20 protein-coding genes, 1 pseudogene and 2 CRISPR repeat arrays are annotated in these 21487 nt (G+C 28.8%); of the genes and pseudogenes, 6 read left to right on the forward strand and 15 right to left on the reverse strand.

Annotated elements, in window-relative coordinates; genetic code table 11:
* Positions 1-34: 34 nt before the first annotated feature.
* Positions 35-217: a type II toxin-antitoxin system HicA family toxin gene (locus tag ACAG39_11550; protein ID MEZ0537867.1), complete on the reverse strand. Its 183-nt coding sequence runs from the start codon at positions 215-217 to the stop codon at positions 35-37.
* On the opposite strand from ACAG39_11550, the gene ACAG39_11555 reads away from it, so the two are divergent.
* The 6 genes and pseudogenes from ACAG39_11555 to ACAG39_11580 all read left to right on the forward strand — a co-directional run bounded on the left by ACAG39_11555 (position 216) and on the right by ACAG39_11580 (position 2876).
* Positions 216-362: an NINE protein gene (locus ACAG39_11555; protein MEZ0537868.1), complete on the forward strand. Its 147-nt coding sequence runs from the start codon at positions 216-218 to the stop codon at positions 360-362. The genes ACAG39_11550 and ACAG39_11555 overlap by 2 nt on opposite strands.
* A 304-nt stretch (positions 363-666) precedes the next feature.
* Positions 667-1014, forward strand: a complete 348-nt coding sequence (locus ACAG39_11560; GenBank protein ID MEZ0537869.1) for a helix-turn-helix domain-containing protein — start codon at positions 667-669, stop codon at positions 1012-1014.
* Between the two features lie 180 nt (positions 1015-1194).
* Positions 1195-1755, forward strand: a complete 561-nt coding sequence (locus tag ACAG39_11565; protein MEZ0537870.1) for a minor capsid protein — start codon at positions 1195-1197, stop codon at positions 1753-1755.
* A gap of 7 nt (positions 1756-1762) precedes the next feature.
* Positions 1763-2035, forward strand: a complete 273-nt coding sequence (locus tag ACAG39_11570; GenBank protein MEZ0537871.1) for a hypothetical protein — start codon at positions 1763-1765, stop codon at positions 2033-2035.
* The gene (locus ACAG39_11575; protein ID MEZ0537872.1) at positions 2025-2261 is read left to right on the forward strand and encodes a hypothetical protein; all 237 of its coding nucleotides are present in this window, start codon (positions 2025-2027) and stop codon (positions 2259-2261) included. Before ACAG39_11570 ends, ACAG39_11575 begins: the two co-directional genes overlap by 11 nt.
* A gap of 195 nt (positions 2262-2456) precedes the next feature.
* Positions 2457-2876, forward strand: a pseudogene (locus ACAG39_11580) (phage scaffolding protein).
* A gap of 38 nt (positions 2877-2914) precedes the next feature.
* A CRISPR array of direct repeats spans positions 2915-4806; the repeat unit is 30 nt; unit sequence GTTTCAATCCCTTAGAGGTAGGCTAAAAAC.
* 234 nt (positions 4807-5040) lie between these two features.
* On the opposite strand, the gene cas6 reads toward ACAG39_11580, so the two are convergent.
* The 14 genes from cas6 to ACAG39_11650 all read right to left on the reverse strand — a co-directional run.
* A complete protein-coding gene (cas6, locus tag ACAG39_11585) occupies positions 5041-5781 on the reverse strand; it encodes a CRISPR-associated endoribonuclease Cas6 (GenBank protein ID MEZ0537873.1) in 741 nt (246 codons plus the stop codon).
* 11 nt (positions 5782-5792) lie between these two features.
* Positions 5793-6164, reverse strand: coding sequence for a hypothetical protein (locus tag ACAG39_11590; protein MEZ0537874.1), 372 nt, complete (start codon positions 6162-6164; stop codon positions 5793-5795).
* A gap of 47 nt (positions 6165-6211) precedes the next feature.
* On the reverse strand, positions 6212-7015 hold the full coding sequence (locus tag ACAG39_11595) for an RAMP superfamily CRISPR-associated protein (protein ID MEZ0537875.1): 804 nt from the start codon (positions 7013-7015) through the stop codon (positions 6212-6214).
* Positions 6999-7808 (reverse strand): RAMP superfamily CRISPR-associated protein, encoded by an 810-nt coding sequence (locus ACAG39_11600; GenBank protein ID MEZ0537876.1) that lies wholly within the window; start codon positions 7806-7808, stop codon positions 6999-7001. Before ACAG39_11600 ends, ACAG39_11595 begins: the two co-directional genes overlap by 17 nt.
* Entirely contained in the window at positions 7801-8553 is a 753-nt protein-coding gene (gene csx7, locus ACAG39_11605) for a CRISPR-associated RAMP protein Csx7 (protein ID MEZ0537877.1), read from the reverse strand. Before csx7 ends, ACAG39_11600 begins: the two co-directional genes overlap by 8 nt.
* Positions 8554-8575: 22 nt before the next feature.
* Positions 8576-8932, reverse strand: coding sequence for a hypothetical protein (locus ACAG39_11610; protein MEZ0537878.1), 357 nt, complete (start codon positions 8930-8932; stop codon positions 8576-8578).
* On the reverse strand, positions 8925-10043 hold the full coding sequence (locus ACAG39_11615) for a hypothetical protein (protein ID MEZ0537879.1): 1119 nt from the start codon (positions 10041-10043) through the stop codon (positions 8925-8927). The genes ACAG39_11610 and ACAG39_11615 overlap by 8 nt, the downstream gene beginning before the upstream one ends.
* A complete protein-coding gene (locus ACAG39_11620; protein ID MEZ0537880.1) occupies positions 10044-10604 on the reverse strand; it encodes an RAMP superfamily CRISPR-associated protein in 561 nt (186 codons plus the stop codon). It lies immediately after the preceding gene.
* Positions 10605-10623: 19 nt separating this feature from the next.
* The gene (locus tag ACAG39_11625) at positions 10624-12441 is read right to left on the reverse strand and encodes a hypothetical protein (protein MEZ0537881.1); all 1818 of its coding nucleotides are present in this window, start codon (positions 12439-12441) and stop codon (positions 10624-10626) included.
* A gap of 170 nt (positions 12442-12611) precedes the next feature.
* Positions 12612-14308: a CRISPR direct-repeat array (repeat unit 30 nt; unit sequence GTTTCAATCCCTTAGAGGTAGGCTAAAAAC).
* A 572-nt stretch (positions 14309-14880) separates the two neighbouring features.
* Positions 14881-17283: a CRISPR-associated helicase Cas3' gene (gene cas3, locus ACAG39_11630; GenBank protein MEZ0537882.1), complete on the reverse strand. Its 2403-nt coding sequence runs from the start codon at positions 17281-17283 to the stop codon at positions 14881-14883.
* A complete protein-coding gene (gene cas5b / locus ACAG39_11635) occupies positions 17258-17980 on the reverse strand; it encodes a type I-B CRISPR-associated protein Cas5b (GenBank protein MEZ0537883.1) in 723 nt (240 codons plus the stop codon). Before cas5b ends, cas3 begins: the two co-directional genes overlap by 26 nt.
* Positions 17981-17994: 14 nt before the next feature.
* Entirely contained in the window at positions 17995-18909 is a 915-nt protein-coding gene (gene cas7b, locus ACAG39_11640; protein MEZ0537884.1) for a type I-B CRISPR-associated protein Cas7/Csh2, read from the reverse strand.
* Positions 18902-20779 (reverse strand): TIGR02556 family CRISPR-associated protein, encoded by a 1878-nt coding sequence (locus tag ACAG39_11645; GenBank protein MEZ0537885.1) that lies wholly within the window; start codon positions 20777-20779, stop codon positions 18902-18904. Before ACAG39_11645 ends, cas7b begins: the two co-directional genes overlap by 8 nt.
* 424 nt (positions 20780-21203) lie before the next feature.
* Positions 21204-21487 (reverse strand): carbamoyl-phosphate synthetase large chain oligomerization (locus ACAG39_11650; GenBank protein MEZ0537886.1); only part of this gene is annotated, 284 nt, incomplete at its 5' end.

A 21487-nucleotide genomic window follows, 5' to 3' on the forward strand; every position in this document is an offset into this window, starting at 1 on the left:
GATATATTATTTAAAATACCCTCATAGCAGGGTTTTATTTTAACCCTGCTTGTTTGAGGATATTGTTTAGTGTTCCTGGTTTTAGGTCTTTATTGTGGTAGGGGATTACAGGTCTTCCTGGTTTACTTGGATGCTTCAGGATGTAATGTGAACCTTGTATTCTATCTATGTACCATCCTTCAGCTTTCAAAATTTTTATTAACTCCTTTGGTTTCATGTTGTCCCCTCCTAACAATTATATAATAACACGTATAAATACGTATGTCAATAGGTTTTATAAAAAACAATGGGGTTTAGGGATTCTTTATTTTTTGACATGCGGAGTATTTTTTATAGGCTGGATATATGATACAGTTATTTAATACATTGAGAGAAGAAAACAGCTTAGTATAGGTCGTGGAGTGGTTGGAACGTTGCTTTTTAATCCTATTGCTGGAGCTGTTGGAGCTGTTACAAGCAAAAAACATTATGGATATGTGAAATGTTTAAAATGTGGTCATATGTGGCGAATAAGCTAAGAGCCTTTTAAAGGCTCTTATTTTTATGCTTAAAGAGGTGAGGTGAGGTGGCGAAAGGTAAATATCAGGAGTGGCTAACAAAAGAAGGACTTTTGAAATTGGAAGGTTGGGCCAAAGATGGCCTAACTGATGAGCAGATCGCAAGAATATGAGAATAAGCCTATCAACACTTTATGAATGGAAAAACAAGTTTTCGGAGATTTCGGAGTCCCTAAAAAAGGGCAAAGAAGTAGTTGACAGAGAAGTGGAAAATGCGTTATTGAAAGCAACCTTGGGATATGAATACGAGGAGGAAATTGTAAACAATAAGGGACAAATAGTCAGGGTAAAGAAACATGCTAAGCCAGACATAACAGCGATAATATTCTGGTTGAAGAATAGAAAACCAGATACTTGGCACGACAAGCAAGAATTCAACATCAAGAGTAATATCGGTGTTCAGATAATAGACGATATAGGCAGTGATAGCGATGACAACTCAACTGAAGCAGATTAAAATATCCGAAGTCATTACACCGGCTTTCTATGATTTTTGGCGTGTGTCAAATGCTGAAAAGTATCTGCGATATGTGTTGAAAGGTGGGCGTGGTTCAGGAAAATCAACGCATATTGCATTTAGAATTGTATATGAGGTGTAGATTTTGCCAAGGTAGACAAACAAGCCTTAGAAAAGGTGTTGAAAGAACCTTGGAGTGGAGAAAATTATAGCCAAAGAATTTGGGATAACAGAGATAAACTTGTCCAAGAACTGCAAACAAATTTGATGCAGGCATTTATTCGGGGAGATAGCATCGAACAAACAACAAAGATGCTGCAAGAGAGAATGAATGTATCATATTCCAAAGCAGTGCGAATTGTTAGAACAGAAACAAGTTATATTGCTAACCAAGCAACATTTGACAGCTATCAAGCCAGTGGGATAGTGAAAAAATATGAGTATTTGGCAACGCTTGATGACAGAACAAGTGAAATATGCCGCTCTATGGACGGAAAAGTGTTTAAGCTCACTGAAGCAATGGTAGGAATTAATTTTCCACCACTGCATCCGCATTGCAGGTCAACTGTTGTGCCATATTTTGATGATGAAGAAAATGTTGGCGAAAGAATTGCACGGGACAACAAAGGTAAAACTTATTATGTCCCAGCAGACATGACATATGAAGAGTGGTATAATAAACATATAAAACCTCAAACTTTACCTAAAAACATTGGCTTTAGAAAATTCATACTTACCTAAAGCGTTGATGGCTGATGGAGAGTTAAATATTTGGATTCCTGCTAATGCTATAATTGAAGATGTGCATGTAATAGCGGGTAAAGGAGTGGCTAAAGAATTAAAAGCAGCTAAAGCTCTAACAGAGAAATATGGTGGACAGCCAGAAGAGTGGCAAAAAGTTGTTGGGAGAGTAAAATCTGCAAGGTATGAATTTGATATTCACTGGTATCAAATAGGAGATAAAACATACGACTACAAAGTAAAAAGCTACAAGGAAAGGAGATCAAAGAATGAAGGTTAGATATGTTGGAGAGAGTTTTGGAGTTGACGGGTTAACAAATGGAAAGGTTTATGAGTGTCTTGGGGTTGAAGGACCGTTTTTAAGAATTATTGATGATTCAGGTGAAGATTATCTTTATTCGGCCAAAAGACCTGCTCCTATGGATCCTGATACTGGGCAAGGTGGAAAATGGGAAATTGTTGAAGATGATGAAAAAGGAACATTGAAAAAAGCAATATATGGATGAAAAGCACTCTCACAGTATTGAGAGTGCTTTTTTATATCGCCTTTTTGGTATTGCAGGCGTAAAAGAACAAGACATCACCGGACGCGACCGGGTTAAAAAGCGAAGATGAAAAATTAAGGGAGGTTTTCAAAGATGGATGAACTAAAAAAACTTTTAAGCAGCTTTGGACTTGCGACAGAACAAATTGAACAGGCTATGGGGGTGGTTAAAGAAACCTATAAGGATTACATTCCAAAATATAGATTTGATGAGATAAATGAAGCGAAGAAACAATTAGAAGTGCAGCTTCAAGAGAGAGATAAGCAGTTAGCAGAACTGAAAAAAGCAGTTGGCGAAAATGAGGAATTACGGAAACAAATTGAGGAATTGCAGAAAGCAAACAAAGCACAAATAGAAGAGTATCAAAATAAAATTCGCGATATGGCTGTTACAACGGCAATCAAATTGGCTGTAGCAGGACAGGCCCATGACCCAGACCTTATTGTAACGCTTTTAGATAAGAGCAAAATTGAGCTTGATGACAACGGTAATATAAAGAGTGGGCTTGAGGACCAATTAAAAACTATTAAGAAGCAAAAACCATTTTTATTTGTTTCTGAAGAACCGAAAAATCAAAATACACCAACTATTACCTTTAAAGGTGCAACTCCAGCGTTTCAATCCCTTATAGGTAGGCTAAAAACAAATAAAGAGTTTTTGGATTTATATAATGAATATTGTTTCAATCCCTTAGAGGTAGGCTAAAAACCTCAATTCGCATACGAAATTAAACAAGCAGTCAATGTTTCAATCCCTTAGAGGTAGGCTAAAAACGAGTTAGACGTTGATTTGTTTATTGATGACGCACCAAAGTTTCAATCCCTTAGAGGTAGGCTAAAAACATTAAAAAATGTAGTATTATCAAGGCATTTATATATTGTTTCAATCCCTTAGAGGTAGGCTAAAAACGTATCAAGGGTTTGAAGGATTAATGAAAATTGTTCGTTTCAATCCCTTAGAGGTAGGCTAAAAACATGTGTTAGCTTTGGCATTTCCTGCAGGTGTGTCAGGTTTCAATCCCTTAGAGGTAGGCTAAAAACGATAATAGATGAAGCAGGTATAATATTCAATTCCCGGTTTCAATCCCTTAGAGGTAGGCTAAAAACCATACAATAAAGCCCTTTTTTGATTTTCTGGTAATTGTTCGTTTCAATCCCTTAGAGGTAGGCTAAAAACCTTTTTATAACTTTTTTTATCATACCCTCATCACCATGTTTCAATCCCTTAGAGGTAGGCTAAAAACCGGGATTATTTATATTATTATTAATGCTAGACACAGGTTTCAATCCCTTAGAGGTAGGCTAAAAACGGGTTTAGAAAGGAGTGATAAAAGATGACAAAAGCGTTTCAATCCCTTAGAGGTAGGCTAAAAACTTTGTTGTGCCAGGCTCTAATCGTGGCCCTGTATATGTTTCAATCCCTTAGAGGTAGGCTAAAAACTTTTATTAATGTGTAATCAGTGCCATCAGTCATTAGTTTCAATCCCTTAGAGGTAGGCTAAAAACTTTCTTCAGTTCTTCTTTTTACCTTTTCTATTATTTGTTTCAATCCCTTAGAGGTAGGCTAAAAACTTGATATAGATCTCATTGAATACTGCGTCGAATGGGTTTCAATCCCTTAGAGGTAGGCTAAAAACCCTCTGATAGCCACCATGACAGCCAAGATACAAATTTGAAGTTTCAATCCCTTAGAGGTAGGCTAAAAACAAGTGTTCCAAACGCTGTGCTGATTGTGCCAACCGCTGGTTTCAATCCCTTAGAGGTAGGCTAAAAACAATCGTGGGAAATTGCGTGGCTTTCCAACTGGTTAGTTTCAATCCCTTAGAGGTAGGCTAAAAACACTATACTCTAAGTTACATCGTGCAGGACAAAGTCCCGTTTCAATCCCTTAGAGGTAGGCTAAAAACTAAACCAAATTCCCTTGTTCCCATAGCCCTGTGAGTGTTTCAATCCCTTAGAGGTAGGCTAAAAACAAAATAACCAGTAAGCTCAGCAATCAAATCTTTATTAGTGTGTTTCAATCCCTTAGAGGTAGGCTAAAAACTGAATATTTAAAAAACTACATGATTAAAAACAAAAGTTTCAATCCCTTAGAGGTAGGCTAAAAACGAGCAATTCCCAGATTTTGGTAAAAGAACGGGTTGTAGTTTCAATCCCTTAGAGGTAGGCTAAAAACTCTATTGCAAAACATGATATGTATAAATTAAACAGGTTTCAATCCCTTAGAGGTAGGCTAAAAACTATCCTCTTTTTTACGACAAACACACACACTATTGGGTTTCAATCCCTTAGAGGTAGGCTAAAAACAAACATAAAAATTAGAAAAAATAACAGATTCAAATAGTTTCAATCCCTTAGAGGTAGGCTAAAAACAAAATCCAAATTTAAATAAGGTGGTGCAAACAATGTTGTTTCAATCCCTTAGAGGTAGGCTAAAAACAGGGTGCATGAATAATGGCCATACTCAAAATCACTGTGTTTCAATCCCTTAGAGGTAGGCTAAAAACACGTGGAGGGCTTGATATATCTACAGCATATATATACATTAGGCATTTTGTAAAAAACCTGTAATAATTAGATTTTACCACTTATTATAGTCTTGTCAAGTATTTGAAGGTAAAAAAATTTTCCCGTCGACCTCCAGGGATTTTTACATTATCTTAGGTCGACGGGATTTTTTCATTAGCTTTTTTATATTTATACGCAATGAGTATTATAATAATTCATTATAATATTCTTATTTATTCTTTAGTATCAATTATTCTAAACATTCCAAAACCCATGCTGTTTTTTGAACCTAATCCACTATAGTAAGCTATTTGTATTGTATCTGGTGTTGATGAAATTTCATATCTCCCAATCCAGCCTTTTATAATAATATCTCCAAACATTTGTATTTTCATGAATTTTTCACTTTGTAAAAACTGAGGTGTAATTTTAATGTTGTAATCCTCATTGTTATTATTTAAAATATTCATTTTTATTTTAATGTTATTATTGATATACTTTTCAAAATCTGCATCAAAAGGAGATATAAATATTGTCTTTTTTTCTTTTGTTTTATATGTTACCAAAGGAGTCATCATCTCTATTATATGAGTTGTGTTAAATTGTTCTCTTACTTCAAATTCCATATCACTAAGAAATAAATTATTATTATCCAATAATATATTTTTATGATTTTTCAATATACCTTTTGCAACTGATTCTATAAAGTATTTTACAGGTGAGGATATTATTAACTTTATTGTTTTGGTAAATTTAATATTGTTATTAATTTTATCAATTTGGTATTGTCCCATTATTTTAGAAAATGTAAATAGCTTAAGACTTTTATTATTATAATTAAATCCATTTGTTTTCAATTGGTAGTAAAATTTTTTATCATCTATATAATAATAGATCATATCTTGCAAACATTTATTGTAGTGAATAGGAAGAACAATATCATCTTTACTTTTTAAAACTAAATGTAATCTCATTTATGATAACCTCAATATTTGGACTTTAATAATCTATGGCACCATCCGAATATATAATGGATTTCATCAAATGATAGATTTTCTAATTCTTTATTCATAATTTTATATTTGTTGTTAAATCTTTTTATTTCAAGTATATTATCAATAAAATATATAAAATCATTTTTAGCTCTATTGTTACCACCAATTATATCTATATTTTTTTGTCTACAAAGCATAATAGTATTTAAAAACTTATCCAATTTTTCTTCATCATTACATGACTTTTTTGCTGTTATAAGAAATTTTAGAATGGTGCTGAATACTGTTTCACTTTTTAAATTTTCTCTAAAGGCTTTATATATATTTTTCGAAATATCTATAAGTTCCTTTTTATCTTTCATTATCAATAATTGCACCTCTTCATAATTTATTTAAGAGATTCTGTATTTTAATTTATTTTTAGTATTTCTTTTAAAATTTTAATATTATCTTGTATTTTATTATCGTTTATTTTTTCATAATCAATTGCTTTTTTTATAAAGTAATCATTGTCGCATAGTATTTCAATACTTCCAAGATAATGATTTTTCCCATATCCTATTTTAAGTTTTATACCACTTAAGCCTAATGAAAAACATAATAATTTTAATTCCAAATCAGATAAATTATAATAATCGATAGTCCCTTCAAATTCAGAATTAGGTGTTATTGCTTCAATTGCTATGTCTCCTTTATTATAACAATTAACTTTTCCATGGGTATAAACTTTATATCCTTTAAACTTACCATTTTCATAATAATATTCACTTTTTGTATTAGGTGAATATGAACTTGCTATATTTATTATTTCAGCTTGTCCTTTAATTAATTTAAAATCACTAAACATAACCTTGCTTTTTTTACCTTTTGACCCAAAAATATCGCAAATAATACAATTATGATTATTAACATTTTTACCTTCAGGCAAAAAATCAATATGTTCTTTATCTATTACGTTGATACAACTATATGAAACCATTTCTGCTATGCTTCTTATGCATCCTTTTAATGAAGTGCCTGGAATTGTAGGTATATCCTTTACTTTATAAAAACCTTTATATATAACCTGATTATCATTTTCATAAAAACCTGAACTAATATGAATATGTGTAATTGTTTTTATTTTTAATTTTATTCTATCTCTGTTCGGATAATTTTTTTCATAATAAGGTTTTGTTTTTAGAAATGGAATAAAACTATAGGTTGGGTTCATTTTGTAGGTCATCCTTTCTAAATTCGCTATCATCCAATTTATACTTTCCCACTATTCCTTTTATTTTTTGCATATCATTGATTTCTTTTTCACAATAAAAGTCATTATTTATATAACCATTTATTTGTCTTTTATAATATTTAATCTTTAATGAAACATTTTCAACTTTCATTCTGCCAAAACCTTTTGAAGTTAATCCTCCAAATGTTACAAAACCATCATTTATATCATCCAATATTTTTATCAAAAGATGAACTTGCCAATTGAAAAAGTTTATTAATTTAATTTTGCATGGAAACTCAGCATATTCAACATATTCAAAATTATTGAGTCCTTTTTGTTTTGCAGCTCCACTTATTCTATCAATGGGTGTTGAACTTCTGACATTTATAATAAAATTTTCGTTTGCAACTGAGTCATCAAATAAAATACGGCTTTTTAATAAGGTAGAACCAAATAATTTACACGTTGGACAAAGCTTGTGGTAGATATCATAAACAGTTAAAGGTTTTTTATCTTTATTTTTGTTTTGTAACGTATTTATTTGTTGTGCACATGAGTAACTTAATACATTACAACTATTAGGTAAAATTCTTTCTGCATATGATCTAAAAACACCCTTCATACTTGTTCCCGGTAATATAGGTATTCTCTTATTATTTCTGTTTATGTGAATATAAGTTGCATCTTCTGCTGTTGGGTCAATTACATCATTTTGATATTTTATAAAGAGTGGACTTTCTGTTTTAAGCATAAATTCAATATAAGCTTCACTAAATAATTTTCTAAACATTATAAGCCCACCTCATTTCTTCTGTAAATCCATTAATTAAATATTTTTCAACATTGCTGCTATCAATTTTATAAATTTCTACATTTTTTAATTTTATAGTTCCAAGTCCTCTTGATGTTTTCCCACCAATTAATATTTCTTGGTTCTTTAATGCATTAATAATTAATTTTATTACAGGCTGATATTTTTCTTCGAGATTTTCAAAAGTAATATATAAATCAAAAATTGCACCAGGTTCAAGCACTTCAAAATCATATTTTTTATTTCTACTTGCTGTTAAAGTATCTCTATCTATTGCAACACCATCTCTTTTTGTAATAAAATACTTATCACTTTTCAACTTTAAATCTCTGATATATATCTTTGAAGCCATATTTTCAGAACCAAAAATCTTACAAGTATCACATAGCAAATTGTATAAACTATCAAAATAAACTTTTGAATCCTTTTCTCGCAAGTTTTTAATTTTTTCTTTATTAATAGATGAACAAGAATATTCAGACGTAACAGAACAACTTCTAAATCCATTTATCCCTGTGCTAAAAATACTTTCTATATATGATCTTAATACTCCTTTAAATGAACTACCTGGAATAAAAGGTTTTAAATCCGAGGCATATCTAATAATGCTATTATCTACTTCAATTGGGTCAAAATTATCTTTATTTGAACCTATATGTATAGGTGCTGTATTTTCTATTTCACCTATTAATATATATTTATTAATAAATTTAGAAAAATCCATTAAGTCTCTTCCCCCTTGCTTTTTATTTTATTACTCCATATAATCTCCAATAAAGATACCCAAGGAATTTAGCTGCATACTTTATTGTTTGTTTTTCATCACCATTACAATCTTTATATATTTCGTCAATAACACAATTAATATATTCGCCTAGTTTCTTTTCTTTATTCTCAACCTTTATTGTGTTATCCCATCCTGAATCTTTTTTAGATGCTTTGTAAAATATATATAATTTTATTTCTTCTATGGATGAGGCATTCAAAATAGCAGTTGCAGTTGAACGAATATTTGTTTTTCCCAAATTTTTAAAACAATTATTATCTGCAATTATATTTACATGTTTAATCAATTTGGATATTATCAATTCATTATTAATCACTATTTACACCTCCAAAATATACTTCATATTTACCATATCCGTTTTCTGTTTCTTGTCCTAATGCATCGTTTGCGACTAAATTGTTGTATATTTCTTCAATTGTTTTTTGGCTTGATAACACCATTAACGTTCCCTTTGAAGCTATTTTCTTAAAAGGTTTTCTTGTTGGGTTACCATTTGATGATGTGTCAAAGCCTCTATAATCATATACTTCTGTATACAGTTTTTCTATATTAAAAATATCAGGTAAATTTATTGCTTCAGAAAACATATTTTTATATTCATCAGTTGAATAATATTTGTTTTGTAGTTTTATATCAAATAAAATATCTGCATTAAATTTAATTGCTAAATAAATATTATTATCAGTAATTTTGTTAATTTGTTTATATTTGTTTGAAAATTCAATTATCTTATTAATATATTCATGTTTGTCATATTTACTCTCATTTTCTTCAATAATACTTATGTTAGCCCATCCATAGCCAGAAGATGTATACTTACCAATCATGATATTAATGCCTTCAATATCTTCTTTTTTTATACCATATATATATCCTTCAAATATATTCCCTTCATCACAAGTTTTTTCAATTGCAACAAGTGTATAAAGATTGTGTATTTTGGAAACTCTTGTATAATTATCTACAGCTGTCCTTGTAATTATCTTTTTTTCTAATTTTTTATATGGTCTACCTTCAAAAATATAACCAGTATATTTTTCTATTCTGTTATTTCCTTGAGGACAAATATTACAAGAATATTGGCCTAATAATGTTTCAAAAAATCCATGGGATGAATTGTTTTTGCATATCATTTGACTTAATGAAGCAACTTTAGTGCCTTTTGGATAAAAGAAAGAAAATTTAATATTATTAAAATTTATGCACATGTTTTGTAGTGAACATTTTTCACATTCTTCTTGATTTTTATATTCAACCCAAAATAATTTTTCATTTTTATTGTTTATATGGCAATTTAGGTATATATACTGAGCAAGTGCTGCTCTAATATAACTTCCTGGAATATAATCAATACTTTCTATAAAATTATTTGCTGCTTTTTTGCCACCAATCAAAACAGGTCCTTTAAACTTAAGTATAGCCTTCATTTATTTGACCTCCTTGAGAAGCACTTTAACACTGCCTAATCCTCTGCTTTTGCTTGAACCAATTCTATCAATCATTTTTATGGCCATTTCAATTTGTTTTTTTAAATGAATTTCATCAGAATCCAAATAAAGTATTATTCTGCCAGAAAATATACCATTCTCAACCATTTCTTGGGTAAATAATGCTTTATTTCTTACAGCTCTTCTGTATCTATCAATAGCAATACTTGCTTTGGTGCTTACTACCGGAGTTCCTAAGCTATCATCTTTTTCAAAGTTTAAATCTTCAAAGAATATTCTTGAAGGCATATTCCCTTGAGAACCAAATATTTTGCACACATTACATCTACATAAACCATTTGCTGATTCTATATGACCTTTCTCAAATAAGTATGAATAATAGTATCTCACTAATCCTTTAATTGTTGAAGCAGGTATATATGGGTAACCACTGTTGTTTCTAATAATTTTATTACTAATACCTTCTTCTTTCCCTGCACCAAAACATATTGAAAATGGCGTTAACACTTGCAAAGTAATTTTATATGTTATTTTTTCCAAACTAATCACCACCTCAAATTCATACATATTCCCAAAAGTCCAATATTTCTGCCCATGGAGAAAAATATTTATTGTTTTTTAAATGATAAATTACACCACATTTATATTCAAAATTATCGTTTATTTTTTCTTTTATATTTCTTTCTATATACTCAACTTCCTGTCTATCTCTTGCTTTATGGTAAAGATAAAAAATCTGAAATTCTTCTTTTTGCATATTTTTATATGCTTCATTAAATGTGAATATTTTACTTTTGTTTATTTTGTTATCTTTCTTCATTTTATTTAATAAATCTATAAAATTATCAAGATTATTTATTTCACATGGAAAATAAAAATTTTCATTTTCAATATCATTTTCTATAAAATATCCATCTTTTAATACAAAAGCATGTATTGTACCAACATTATTATTTTCTTTAGAGAATTTCTTAGCGATTTTCAGTAACTTTTGTGCTATTGATAGACCAGAAACAATTGGTGTTTTAGATTTTGTAATTAAAATTCCAACAGACATTGTAATACTTTTATTAAAACTTTCATCATAACTTTTTATTATTTCTGATGCAATTTTAAAAGCAATTTTAGCATCAACTATTATAAAAATATCATCGCCACCTAATGCTACTACCTCAAACTTTACATTATCTCCACCATATTTATTTATAGCCTGATAAACACTTTTTTTTGTTATTTGGTCTGTTTTTCGGCTGAAATACATCATTTCAAAAATATTATTAATATGCATTACTACATTTCCCATATTATTACCATCACCATATATGATAGCAATATAGTCACTTATATCCTCAAGACTTTCAAAATCAGCTGCATAAGACTTAGTTATCATTTCGTATTCTTCTTTAAAATTATCCCTTATTTCACTTCCTACTTTGTATTTTAAATAGCATACAGAGCAAAGTTTATTTTCCTCATCAAAGTTTTGGATAAAGAATTTAGATGTTCTATTATTGCAGCTTGTACAAGTTTCTTTATTAAAAGTAATATTTGTATTATTATAAATATTAATTTTTTTATTGTTTATTTCTATATTTATATCTTTTGGTATATCATATTCTGAAGGAAAAAATTTAAATTGTTTTCTCTGCTCAAGAACTTGATTTATTTTGTTAGACACACATTTATAATTAAACAATAAGTCATATAAACTAAATTGAGAATATTCAAATGCAAAATTACACCCTAAGAGTATATTTTGATATTCTTCTTCAATATCTTTGCAAAAACTTTTTCCACATCCAGATGGTAAAACTATAATAATATTCCCTCCACCTGAATACAAAATACATTCTGAAATATAATCTTTTGCTACCATTTTTTGAGTAACATAAATGTTTGCATAATCAATTAATGCACTTGCACCACGAATCTCTTTAAGCTTGTTTGTTTCTAAGAAATATTTTTTTATCTTGTATATAGAACCTTTTATAACATCTACGTTAATATCAGACAGCAAATTTAAATAATTATTTTTATTTTCTTTAATAATATCAAATAACAATTCTTTTATTTTATCTTGATTAGAACTAAAAAATTTTAGATACGCATCTTTTCTAAAATTTTGTTTATTCATATGAGCATTATTATACTCAAAAAGGTACTTTAATAGGACATAAACTCTTGATATGTCATAAACAGAATAATTTGCTACAAAATTTGAATTAATGAAAGCATAAACTTTATCTTCATATTTTTTTACAACATCTATTGGGTCAATATCATTTTTATTTATTTCTAATATTATTTTTTCTATTTCCTCTCTATTTAAATATTCTGCATCTTTTGGATACAAGTTATTTTTTATATTTTGAGACAAATATACCACCTCTTTTGTTTTTAATTTTATGATATCTTTATATCTATATATATAAATTGAATATAATATACATTATTCTACATAAAAGTAAATAATCCTTCTTTTTCTAAAAAATATATAAAAATTATTGCAATAATTTGATATAGATAATAATAGATATTAATTTTTAGATGTAAATCCCTTAAAGATATGCTAAAAACAAGAGGTGCTTATTTTTGGAATCCTCCAGGAAATGCACTGTTTAAATCCCTTAGAGGTAGGCTAAAAACATATCAAATCCAACTGAGCAGGCTGTTATAAATTTGTTTCAATCCCTTAGAGGTAGGCTAAAAACGAAAATCAAAGAGCCATTGCAATGCGACGTTGCAAGTTTCAATCCCTTAGAGGTAGGCTAAAAACCCCAGTATTGTGAATTCCACGGGTCATAGCCTATCCAGTTTCAATCCCTTAGAGGTAGGCTAAAAACCGATACAGGAGGTATACGAAGGGGACGACATACTTTGTTTCAATCCCTTAGAGGTAGGCTAAAAACGCTATACGTGATGTTGCAAGAGCATTAGAAATGCCTTGTTTCAATCCCTTAGAGGTAGGCTAAAAACATAAATATGTACTACAGCAACAACATTTAAATTTAAATGTTTCAATCCCTTAGAGGTAGGCTAAAAACAAGTAGAAGGAGTCGATCCGTTTCCACAAGGACGGGTTTCAATCCCTTAGAGGTAGGCTAAAAACTATGTAATAATTTATGTATTCTTTTAAATTCATTTTTGTTTCAATCCCTTAGAGGTAGGCTAAAAACATAATGGTGTGCCACCTGCTCATGTTGCGAGAATATGTTTCAATCCCTTAGAGGTAGGCTAAAAACGTAAACAGTGATGTTGTTACAAGCGGTTTTAAGCTGTTTCAATCCCTTAGAGGTAGGCTAAAAACTGGGATTAAGAGATATACCGGGATTAATAGGGAAAATGTTTCAATCCCTTAGAGGTAGGCTAAAAACCTATGAAGTCCGTACTTCTATAGGTGAGGGGCGGACGTTTCAATCCCTTAGAGGTAGGCTAAAAACTTATTTTGCTTTACAATATCAATGATTACTTCATTGAGTTTCAATCCCTTAGAGGTAGGCTAAAAACATTTGTATTACTTTATAATGGATTAAGGGGTGAAGAACTGTTTCAATCCCTTAGAGGTAGGCTAAAAACCGTTCACTTACAATTTTAGGATGCACTCCTTGTTGCAGGTTTCAATCCCTTAGAGGTAGGCTAAAAACTGCATTGTTTCTACTTGCCTCTGCTGTCCTCGCTTGAGTTTCAATCCCTTAGAGGTAGGCTAAAAACAAGACTAAAAATACAATAATGCTGATAATGAATTTGTGTTTCAATCCCTTAGAGGTAGGCTAAAAACTATAAAAAAGTTTGTCAAGAAAATTTTTCAGTTTCCTGTTTCAATCCCTTAGAGGTAGGCTAAAAACCTAAATGCAAAAGACATTTTGTCTATATCCCCACGTTGTTTCAATCCCTTAGAGGTAGGCTAAAAACTTAACACCTCCAAATTTATATTTGTACATTACACAGGGTTTCAATCCCTTAGAGGTAGGCTAAAAACTTTCCCGCCTCCCTCCCTTCGTGCGGTGTGGTGTGTGTTTCAATCCCTTAGAGGTAGGCTAAAAACAAAAAAATCATTATAATAATAATTGTAAAGATTAAAAGTTTCAATCCCTTAGAGGTAGGCTAAAAACTTATTTTAGGATTCCTTTGTGTTTTAAAATTATATATGTTTCAATCCCTTAGAGGTAGGCTAAAAACCTATATTGAGAGAATTACTAATCGTTCAATAGTGTGTTTCAATCCCTTAGAGGTAGGCTAAAAACACGTGGAAAGCTTATAAAATCCATAACATATATATACATTAGGCATTTTGTAAAAAACCTGTAATAATTAAATTTTATCACTTATTATAGTCTTGTCAAGTAATTGGGGATAAAAAAATTTTCCCGTCGACCTCCTGGGATTTTTACATTATCTTAGGTCGACGGGAATTTTTTTATTGGCTTTTTTATATTATTTCATAATTTCTGTTATAACTATACATTATTATTTTTTATTTTTATTTGGTACTTCTATTGTTCCAAATATTTTAAGCCTTTTAAGGCTTAAGTCGTAGGATTACTGTTTCATCCACCAGTACTGCCAATATCAGCTGTAACTTTCAATGTTCACAGGCGTTAATTTAGGCAGTTCATGCCCTATTTTTAGCATCATTACTCATGACTAAAATTACGAGCGTATAGTCGATATTTTATCAAAGAATATATTTGTATTACATATTACTTAATTATTACCCTTACCTATAAAGTTTTAAAGAAACCTTCTGAAATATGTGCCATTAACCATACTTGCCTTTTGCAAATTAAATAAGATTGAAAAAGGCTACCTGTTATATTTACCATATTGCCAATACTCCTTTTGTTATAAAACCTGTATTTTTATCATAATAATCATTTAATTGATTTTGACTCACAAACTGGATATTATTAACAATTGGTGGTAAATTGGTTACTGTTTTTGGTATTGATATAACGTATTTATAAAACTCTGCCTTTATTTTGTTAAATTTATTTTTTCTTTCGAACCTATCTTCAATTGATAAGATTTGTTCATATTCGCTCCATAAACTTAATGCAAAATCATCTAAACATATAAATGTATCAATTTTATAAAACTGGTCATCTATTAATTTAAAATCTGAAATTGTTTTTTGATCTTCACTTTCATATACTAAAGAAAAAATAGATCTTATTATACTTGAAGATTCCATTCCATCATCTAAACTATTTTCAAAAACCCCTCTTAGTTTGGTTTCTTGATAATATCTATCAATTATTTCAAGAAATTTATTTTCTGGTATAATACCACCTTCATATTCTAATAGAATTCTTTTTGTAATATCTAATAAAGTAGAGTCATATATTTTGGCTGCATAAAGCTTTCCATTATCATCTACTAAACTAACTATATTCATTAAACCCATTTGATTATTTGCATTTCTATTGCATCTCCCAGCAGATTGATTAATACTATCAAGAGGGCTTAGATCTCTATAAACAATATCGAAGTCAACATCTACACCTGCTTCAATTAATTGAGTTGAAATTACCACCTGATACCTTTTTTCTTTAATTTGTTCAATTCTCTCAAATCTTTGTTTTGGAATAACATGTGTTGATAAAAAGCATATATCTAAATCAGGATATATGTTCTTAAATATTTCATAAAATCTTTTGGCTTGTTCAATTGTATTTAATATTATTAAATAGATTTTGTGTTTTTCTATCTTTATTTCATTTGCAAAATGCTCTAAAGTCTTATTATTTTTAATATCAACTTTTAAGCTAACTCTGTTTAATGAAGAAAAATATTTATTCCTATCATTTAAGTAAAATAGTTTATCTCTTTCAAATATCAATGGTTCAGTAGCAGTTGAGAAGATAATATATGAATTAAATTTTTCTAAAAGCTCTGTAAGTATATATTTAATAAGAAGCCAATATTTAGGTGGTATAGCCTGAACTTCATCAATAATTATTATTGAATTACATAATTTATGAAACTTTTTTAATGCTGAGTTTTTGTTTGATAACATTGTATAAAATAGTTGTAGAAATGTAGTAATAATAATATTCGAGTTCCAACTCTCTATCAAAAGTTTTGCTTTGTCATCATCAAATATATCTTCAGTATTCTTTGAATAACTAAAAATATAATCTGAAAGATGATGATGTTTAAGAATGATATTTGATGTTGCATCAATATCTGAACTTTTTAATACATTTTCTATTACATTGTAGTTTTGTTCAATAATACTTAAAAAAGGGAGTGAATATATTATAGTTGGATAAATCCCATACTCATTGTAGAATTTTTCCCTAAGTTTAAGTGCAAAAGAAAATGATGCTAAAGTTTTCCCTAATCCTGTAGGTAAATTTATAGAATATATTTTCTTATTTAAATCAATGTCTTTTGAGTTTATTTCTTCATAAGCCTTTTGTCTTAGAATATTGATTGAATTATTAGAAGAATCTTTAAGAATAATTTTTTTGTTTTTATAAATATCTACAGCATTTGATGTAATTGAAATACTTTTGTTTAGTACTTTATCAAGATTTTCTTTCCCTACACCTGCGTCCAGCTTGTCTGCATCTATTAAAAGTGAAAATAAAAAGTTAATCTTTAAATACCAGTCAAAAATTTCTTCTTCATCTAAATTTTCTTTTAATCTTCTTTTTCTTAATATTCTTTTAAATTGTTTTAACTCATTATCAATAGTATCTATCCAGTTTGAAATTAAACTTTTATTTAATTTTAAGGGATATCCTGCCCTCAGTAAATGCTCACTTAGTATTATAAATTTATTATCATCAATAGAATTAAGTTGCTTTATTAATAATTCTTTATCTTCTTGCAAAAAAATACAATTTTCCATCAAATCTTTTAAATCTGAATGGTGATTTTTGACTGCAATAAAAGAAAAAAATGCCTCTTCATCAGAAAGCCCTGATTCTTTACATGCATAATATGAACAAATGGATGATAGAAGTGAATGGCTCCTATCATCCTTTGATATACCTTTTTCTTTGTTTAAATATCTCTGAAAATATGATGTAGCTTTACCGATATCATGGGATAATGATGTTATTATGCAAAGCTTTTCAATGTTATAATTATCTAAATTTAATTTTTTTGTTTTTAAAAGATCTATTGATAAATTACAAACATTTATTAAATGTTCTTCGAGAGGTTTCCCTGGATGAGAAAATAAGTTAGAAAAAGATAATGTTGTCTCCATTTTCTACCTCCCAGTATTTTTGAGCTAAACATTTTATAGCTTGTCCCTTGGGTTCGTATAAATAAAAGTCATACTTTTCAATCTCTCTTTTACTATTCATAATTGTAGGAAGCATTTCTTTTATATACGATTTATCATTCTCTATCTTAAGCCATCTGTTAGTAGTATCAATATGTGAGATGTTTATTGGTGAATCAATATCAACTTCTAATTTAGAATTAATCTCTTTTGCTTCAAATAATCCAACATATTTAAAATTTGCAATAAGCTCGCTTAAACCCATTGACAATGTATAATAACTATTATGGTTTTTTATGCTATTATTTAGCTGCGTGAAAAAAGGTTCATCGCAGGAAATATATAATCTATAATAAGGATTTTTCAAAAATTCAAAATTAACTTGTGTTCTTGGCTCATGGCTTTTTTTCTTAACTGGTATCCAAAAGTTATCTTTTGTATTTATTAGGTTAATACCCATTCTTATTTTTTTAATAGGGTTAATAATCTTAACAGACGCTTTGAAATTTAACTTATTTAGCTCATCAATATAAACGTTTTTATCTAATCCAGATATTGCTCCAATCATGCCTTTTATTGTAGGTAACGGTGGAAATGAAAATGTTAATGGTGATGAAGTAGTATAATACTTTCCAAAGTATCCATAGTCTGACCATATATCAAACAATATAATTTTCATGGCTTTTCGCCCCTTTAAAACTTGAGTAAATTAACTTTAACATATTTATCTAATTGATTTAAATTATATTCATTCCCTTCATTTAATATTGATAACCTATCATCAATAGCATAGTTAATTTCTTTTATTTTATCTTTGTTTTCAATTATAACAGATATTAACTGTGTTAAGTCTAATTTAAAATCAGAAACATCTCTTATTTCTTGGTCTATTTTATTGCTTATTAATTTAATTCTTTTATCAATATCTCCTAAATGATATATACCTTGGTTATATACAATTTCTAATAATAGCCTTGGCATTTGGCCAACCTTTGAACGAGATAATAAGTTTTTAGTGCCATTCCACAATGCTTCAAATAAATATCCAATCTCTGTTCTTGTTAGATTAATATCTTGATTTTTTGCAGCATTTTCATTAATCACTCCATAAAAAGCTATACATGAATATGGAAGAATATATTGTTCTGTAAATGTTCCCTGTTCATTTCCTTCCTTCGAAGGCATTACTGTTGTTCCTTTTATATATTTAGCTTCAACTTTATGAAGTGATCTTCCAAACTTAAATTGAACAGGACCTGTTAACACAAGAGTTTTGTCTTTAACAGCAATGGTTGCACCAAACAGTTTAACATCAATACACTCTTTTACTTTTTCAGGTTCGTTTGAAAAATCTTCAAGCCTTTCATCTCTTGTTCTTAGCTTTCCATCTGTATTTCGTGTTTCTGCTATAAATACTGGTAAACCTTTATAGTCGCTCCAATAATCTCTACATGTTCTTTTGAGTCTTACATCTGTAACAATATTTTGTCCTGTTTCTTCATCTACCCTTGGTTTGTTTTCATCAAAAGGGTCTCCATTTGGATTAGAATCTTTGCAATCATAAATAAATAATATTTCGGATCTGTTATTAATAACTTCATTACTCATCTTTAGATACCTCCTCAATTTCTTTTTCATCTTTATAAACAATTTGAGCAATCTCTTTAACCATATTCATGCCAGATGCAAAATAAAAGTTTATTTCATCAATTGGCATATTCCATTTATCTCCTGCTTGAAGTAAATATTTGCTTATTTGATTCGCTATTTCTCTTTTACCTTTGTCAAAGCTGTTATATTCTTCAAACTTATTTTGCACCTTTGGAAGCAGACCAAGAATATCTTGTTGTGTAAGTTTAAGACTTTTTAGGTTTTTTGCAAATGGTGTGCTTTTTCTTTCTTTATATTGTTTATTAAGAAGCATTTTAGATAGAACACCTAATAAAAAAATACCTCTTTTGGCATAACTATTAAATGTATTCCCAAACGATGAGAAGAACGCATTAAATAAACTATTATCATTCATTTTATAATCCCTCCATTCAATTAAATTTAAGAAATCAAAAAATAATAAACTCATTAATGCATTTGTAGCTGCAATTTTTATTTTGCAATTATAATTATTAAAGTCAAATCTAATTTTGTTCATCATAAAATTTAATAAAAAATAAAAATCTAATTTAAAGCCTTTGAAAACATTGTTTGTAATCTCCAAGAAATATTTATCAAGGTCTCTTTCCCTTTTATTTTTATCACTCTTTTCAAAGAAGTATCTAACTGCACCAAAATTAAACTTTATATCATCATATTTTAAAAGATTATCTACATGTGTTTTTGCATTGAACAGCATTTTTAAACGTGATGGTAAAACATCTTCTATAAGAAGAAGAATTTTTTCGGCACTGCTTCCACCAGATGATTCTAAAAATAAGATATTTAGTGTTAAAGTATCATTTTCTTCGCTAAGTATCCCAAGTATTTCATTTTCATCGTTTGTTATTCTTTTATTGTTATGACTGTTGATTTTTATATCTTTTCGTCCAGATTTGAAATAGTCTACTATTTCTTGTCTAACAAAATCTTGTCCTATAACAAATGTAGGTATTAATTGATATGATAATCCATAAAACTTAAATGTAAGATTTTTTTCAATAAAGTTTTTTCCCTCTTTTAGGTTAATTGTGCAATCAGGACATATAGGAAAGTTTTTCCAAGAATCCTTTTCATTAAAGCCGTTTCTAATAAAACCTCTTTTATCAATTGTATAAAATTTGTAAGGACTTGCATTTCCAGCATAGATTTGAGGTGAGGTTTGTCCACAAATTGAGCAAACTTTATTGTCAACAGAAAGTTCTGAATTTTTTTGATTTATCCAATTAGACATAATCTTTTTCATAAAATCGAATTGACCAATATATATTTCTTTATCATCATCAATAATAATTTTGATTGTTAATAGCTTTTTCACCTTCTTAGGCATATCTTTTGTAATAGCTATTATTGATTCTTTTAAATTTATTTCGTTATCAGTTAATAATTGGTGTAAAATTTCTAAAAAAGATTTCTCTTGGCTTGTTAATATGTTGCTAAATTCACTTAAGACTTTTTTAAAGTATCCTATTATCTTCATACTTAATGTATCATTTTTATTAGTTATTTCAATTTTAGTTACTTTAGCAGTTGGAGTAAAATTCGGTCCATTTGCAGCAGCTTTTGAAAGTAAATATTTGTTTTTATTTGATGCCAAGCAATCTTCTAATAAAATATCTTTTAGAACTAATTGTTCTTTAATAAAGCTGTTATTTATTGTTATTTCTTCATTTTGATTAAATGTAAATACATTTTTTTGATTATTACTCTGATATTGAAATCTTATTGCAATAACTTTATCAACATCTGGTTCATCTATATAGGATAATATGGTGTCTTTATTTCTTGTTTTCTGCATTTTTCCTAATTCCATAACAGAGGTAATCAATCCATTTCACCCCTTTGATTTTATTTTATAACATTTAAAGTATATACGGTCTCTAATTAATGATTATTTCTATTAATTACAATTATAAAACATATATACATAATTTAAAACCATTTTTTATGCGAAAAAATATTTTTTTACAAAAAAAGTTCTCATCGATAAAAAGGACTTTTCACTATAACATTCGATGGGAGCATTTTATATGATTGTTTTTTGGTTCTATAAAAAATGCACTTTATTCAAATGCCTACTTTGATAAAATATAATTAAAAAACTTATAAGGAGGCATCTGATAAAGTGCATAAATAATTACCCACCCCAACCATTGGCATATAGCCAAATATTAATGTGAACATAAATAACTTTTATCTCATAAAGTTTAGATAAAACTTTATAAGCAACCCTTAATATTTGTTCAAGAATATTAATTTATATTTTCTTTTGAAATCTTTTCAATTTCTTCTATGCTTAAATCTGTCACTTTAGAAATTATGTCCTTTGATATTCCTAATGCTATCATTCTTTTTGCTATTTCTTTTTTCCCTTCTAATTTTCCTTCTAATTTTCCTTGCATGTATTCTTTTGCTTTAGTTTCATCTAATAATCTTGCAACATTTGATACAAACTCACCCATCTTGTTCACTCCCCCTTGCTTAATATTCTTAGCAAGTTCATCAAACTCTGCCTTCTGTTCCTCTAATAGCCTTA

This window comes from Caldicellulosiruptoraceae bacterium PP1, assembly GCA_041320695.1.
Lineage (GTDB): Bacteria > Bacillota > Thermoanaerobacteria > Caldicellulosiruptorales > Caldicellulosiruptoraceae > JBGGOQ01.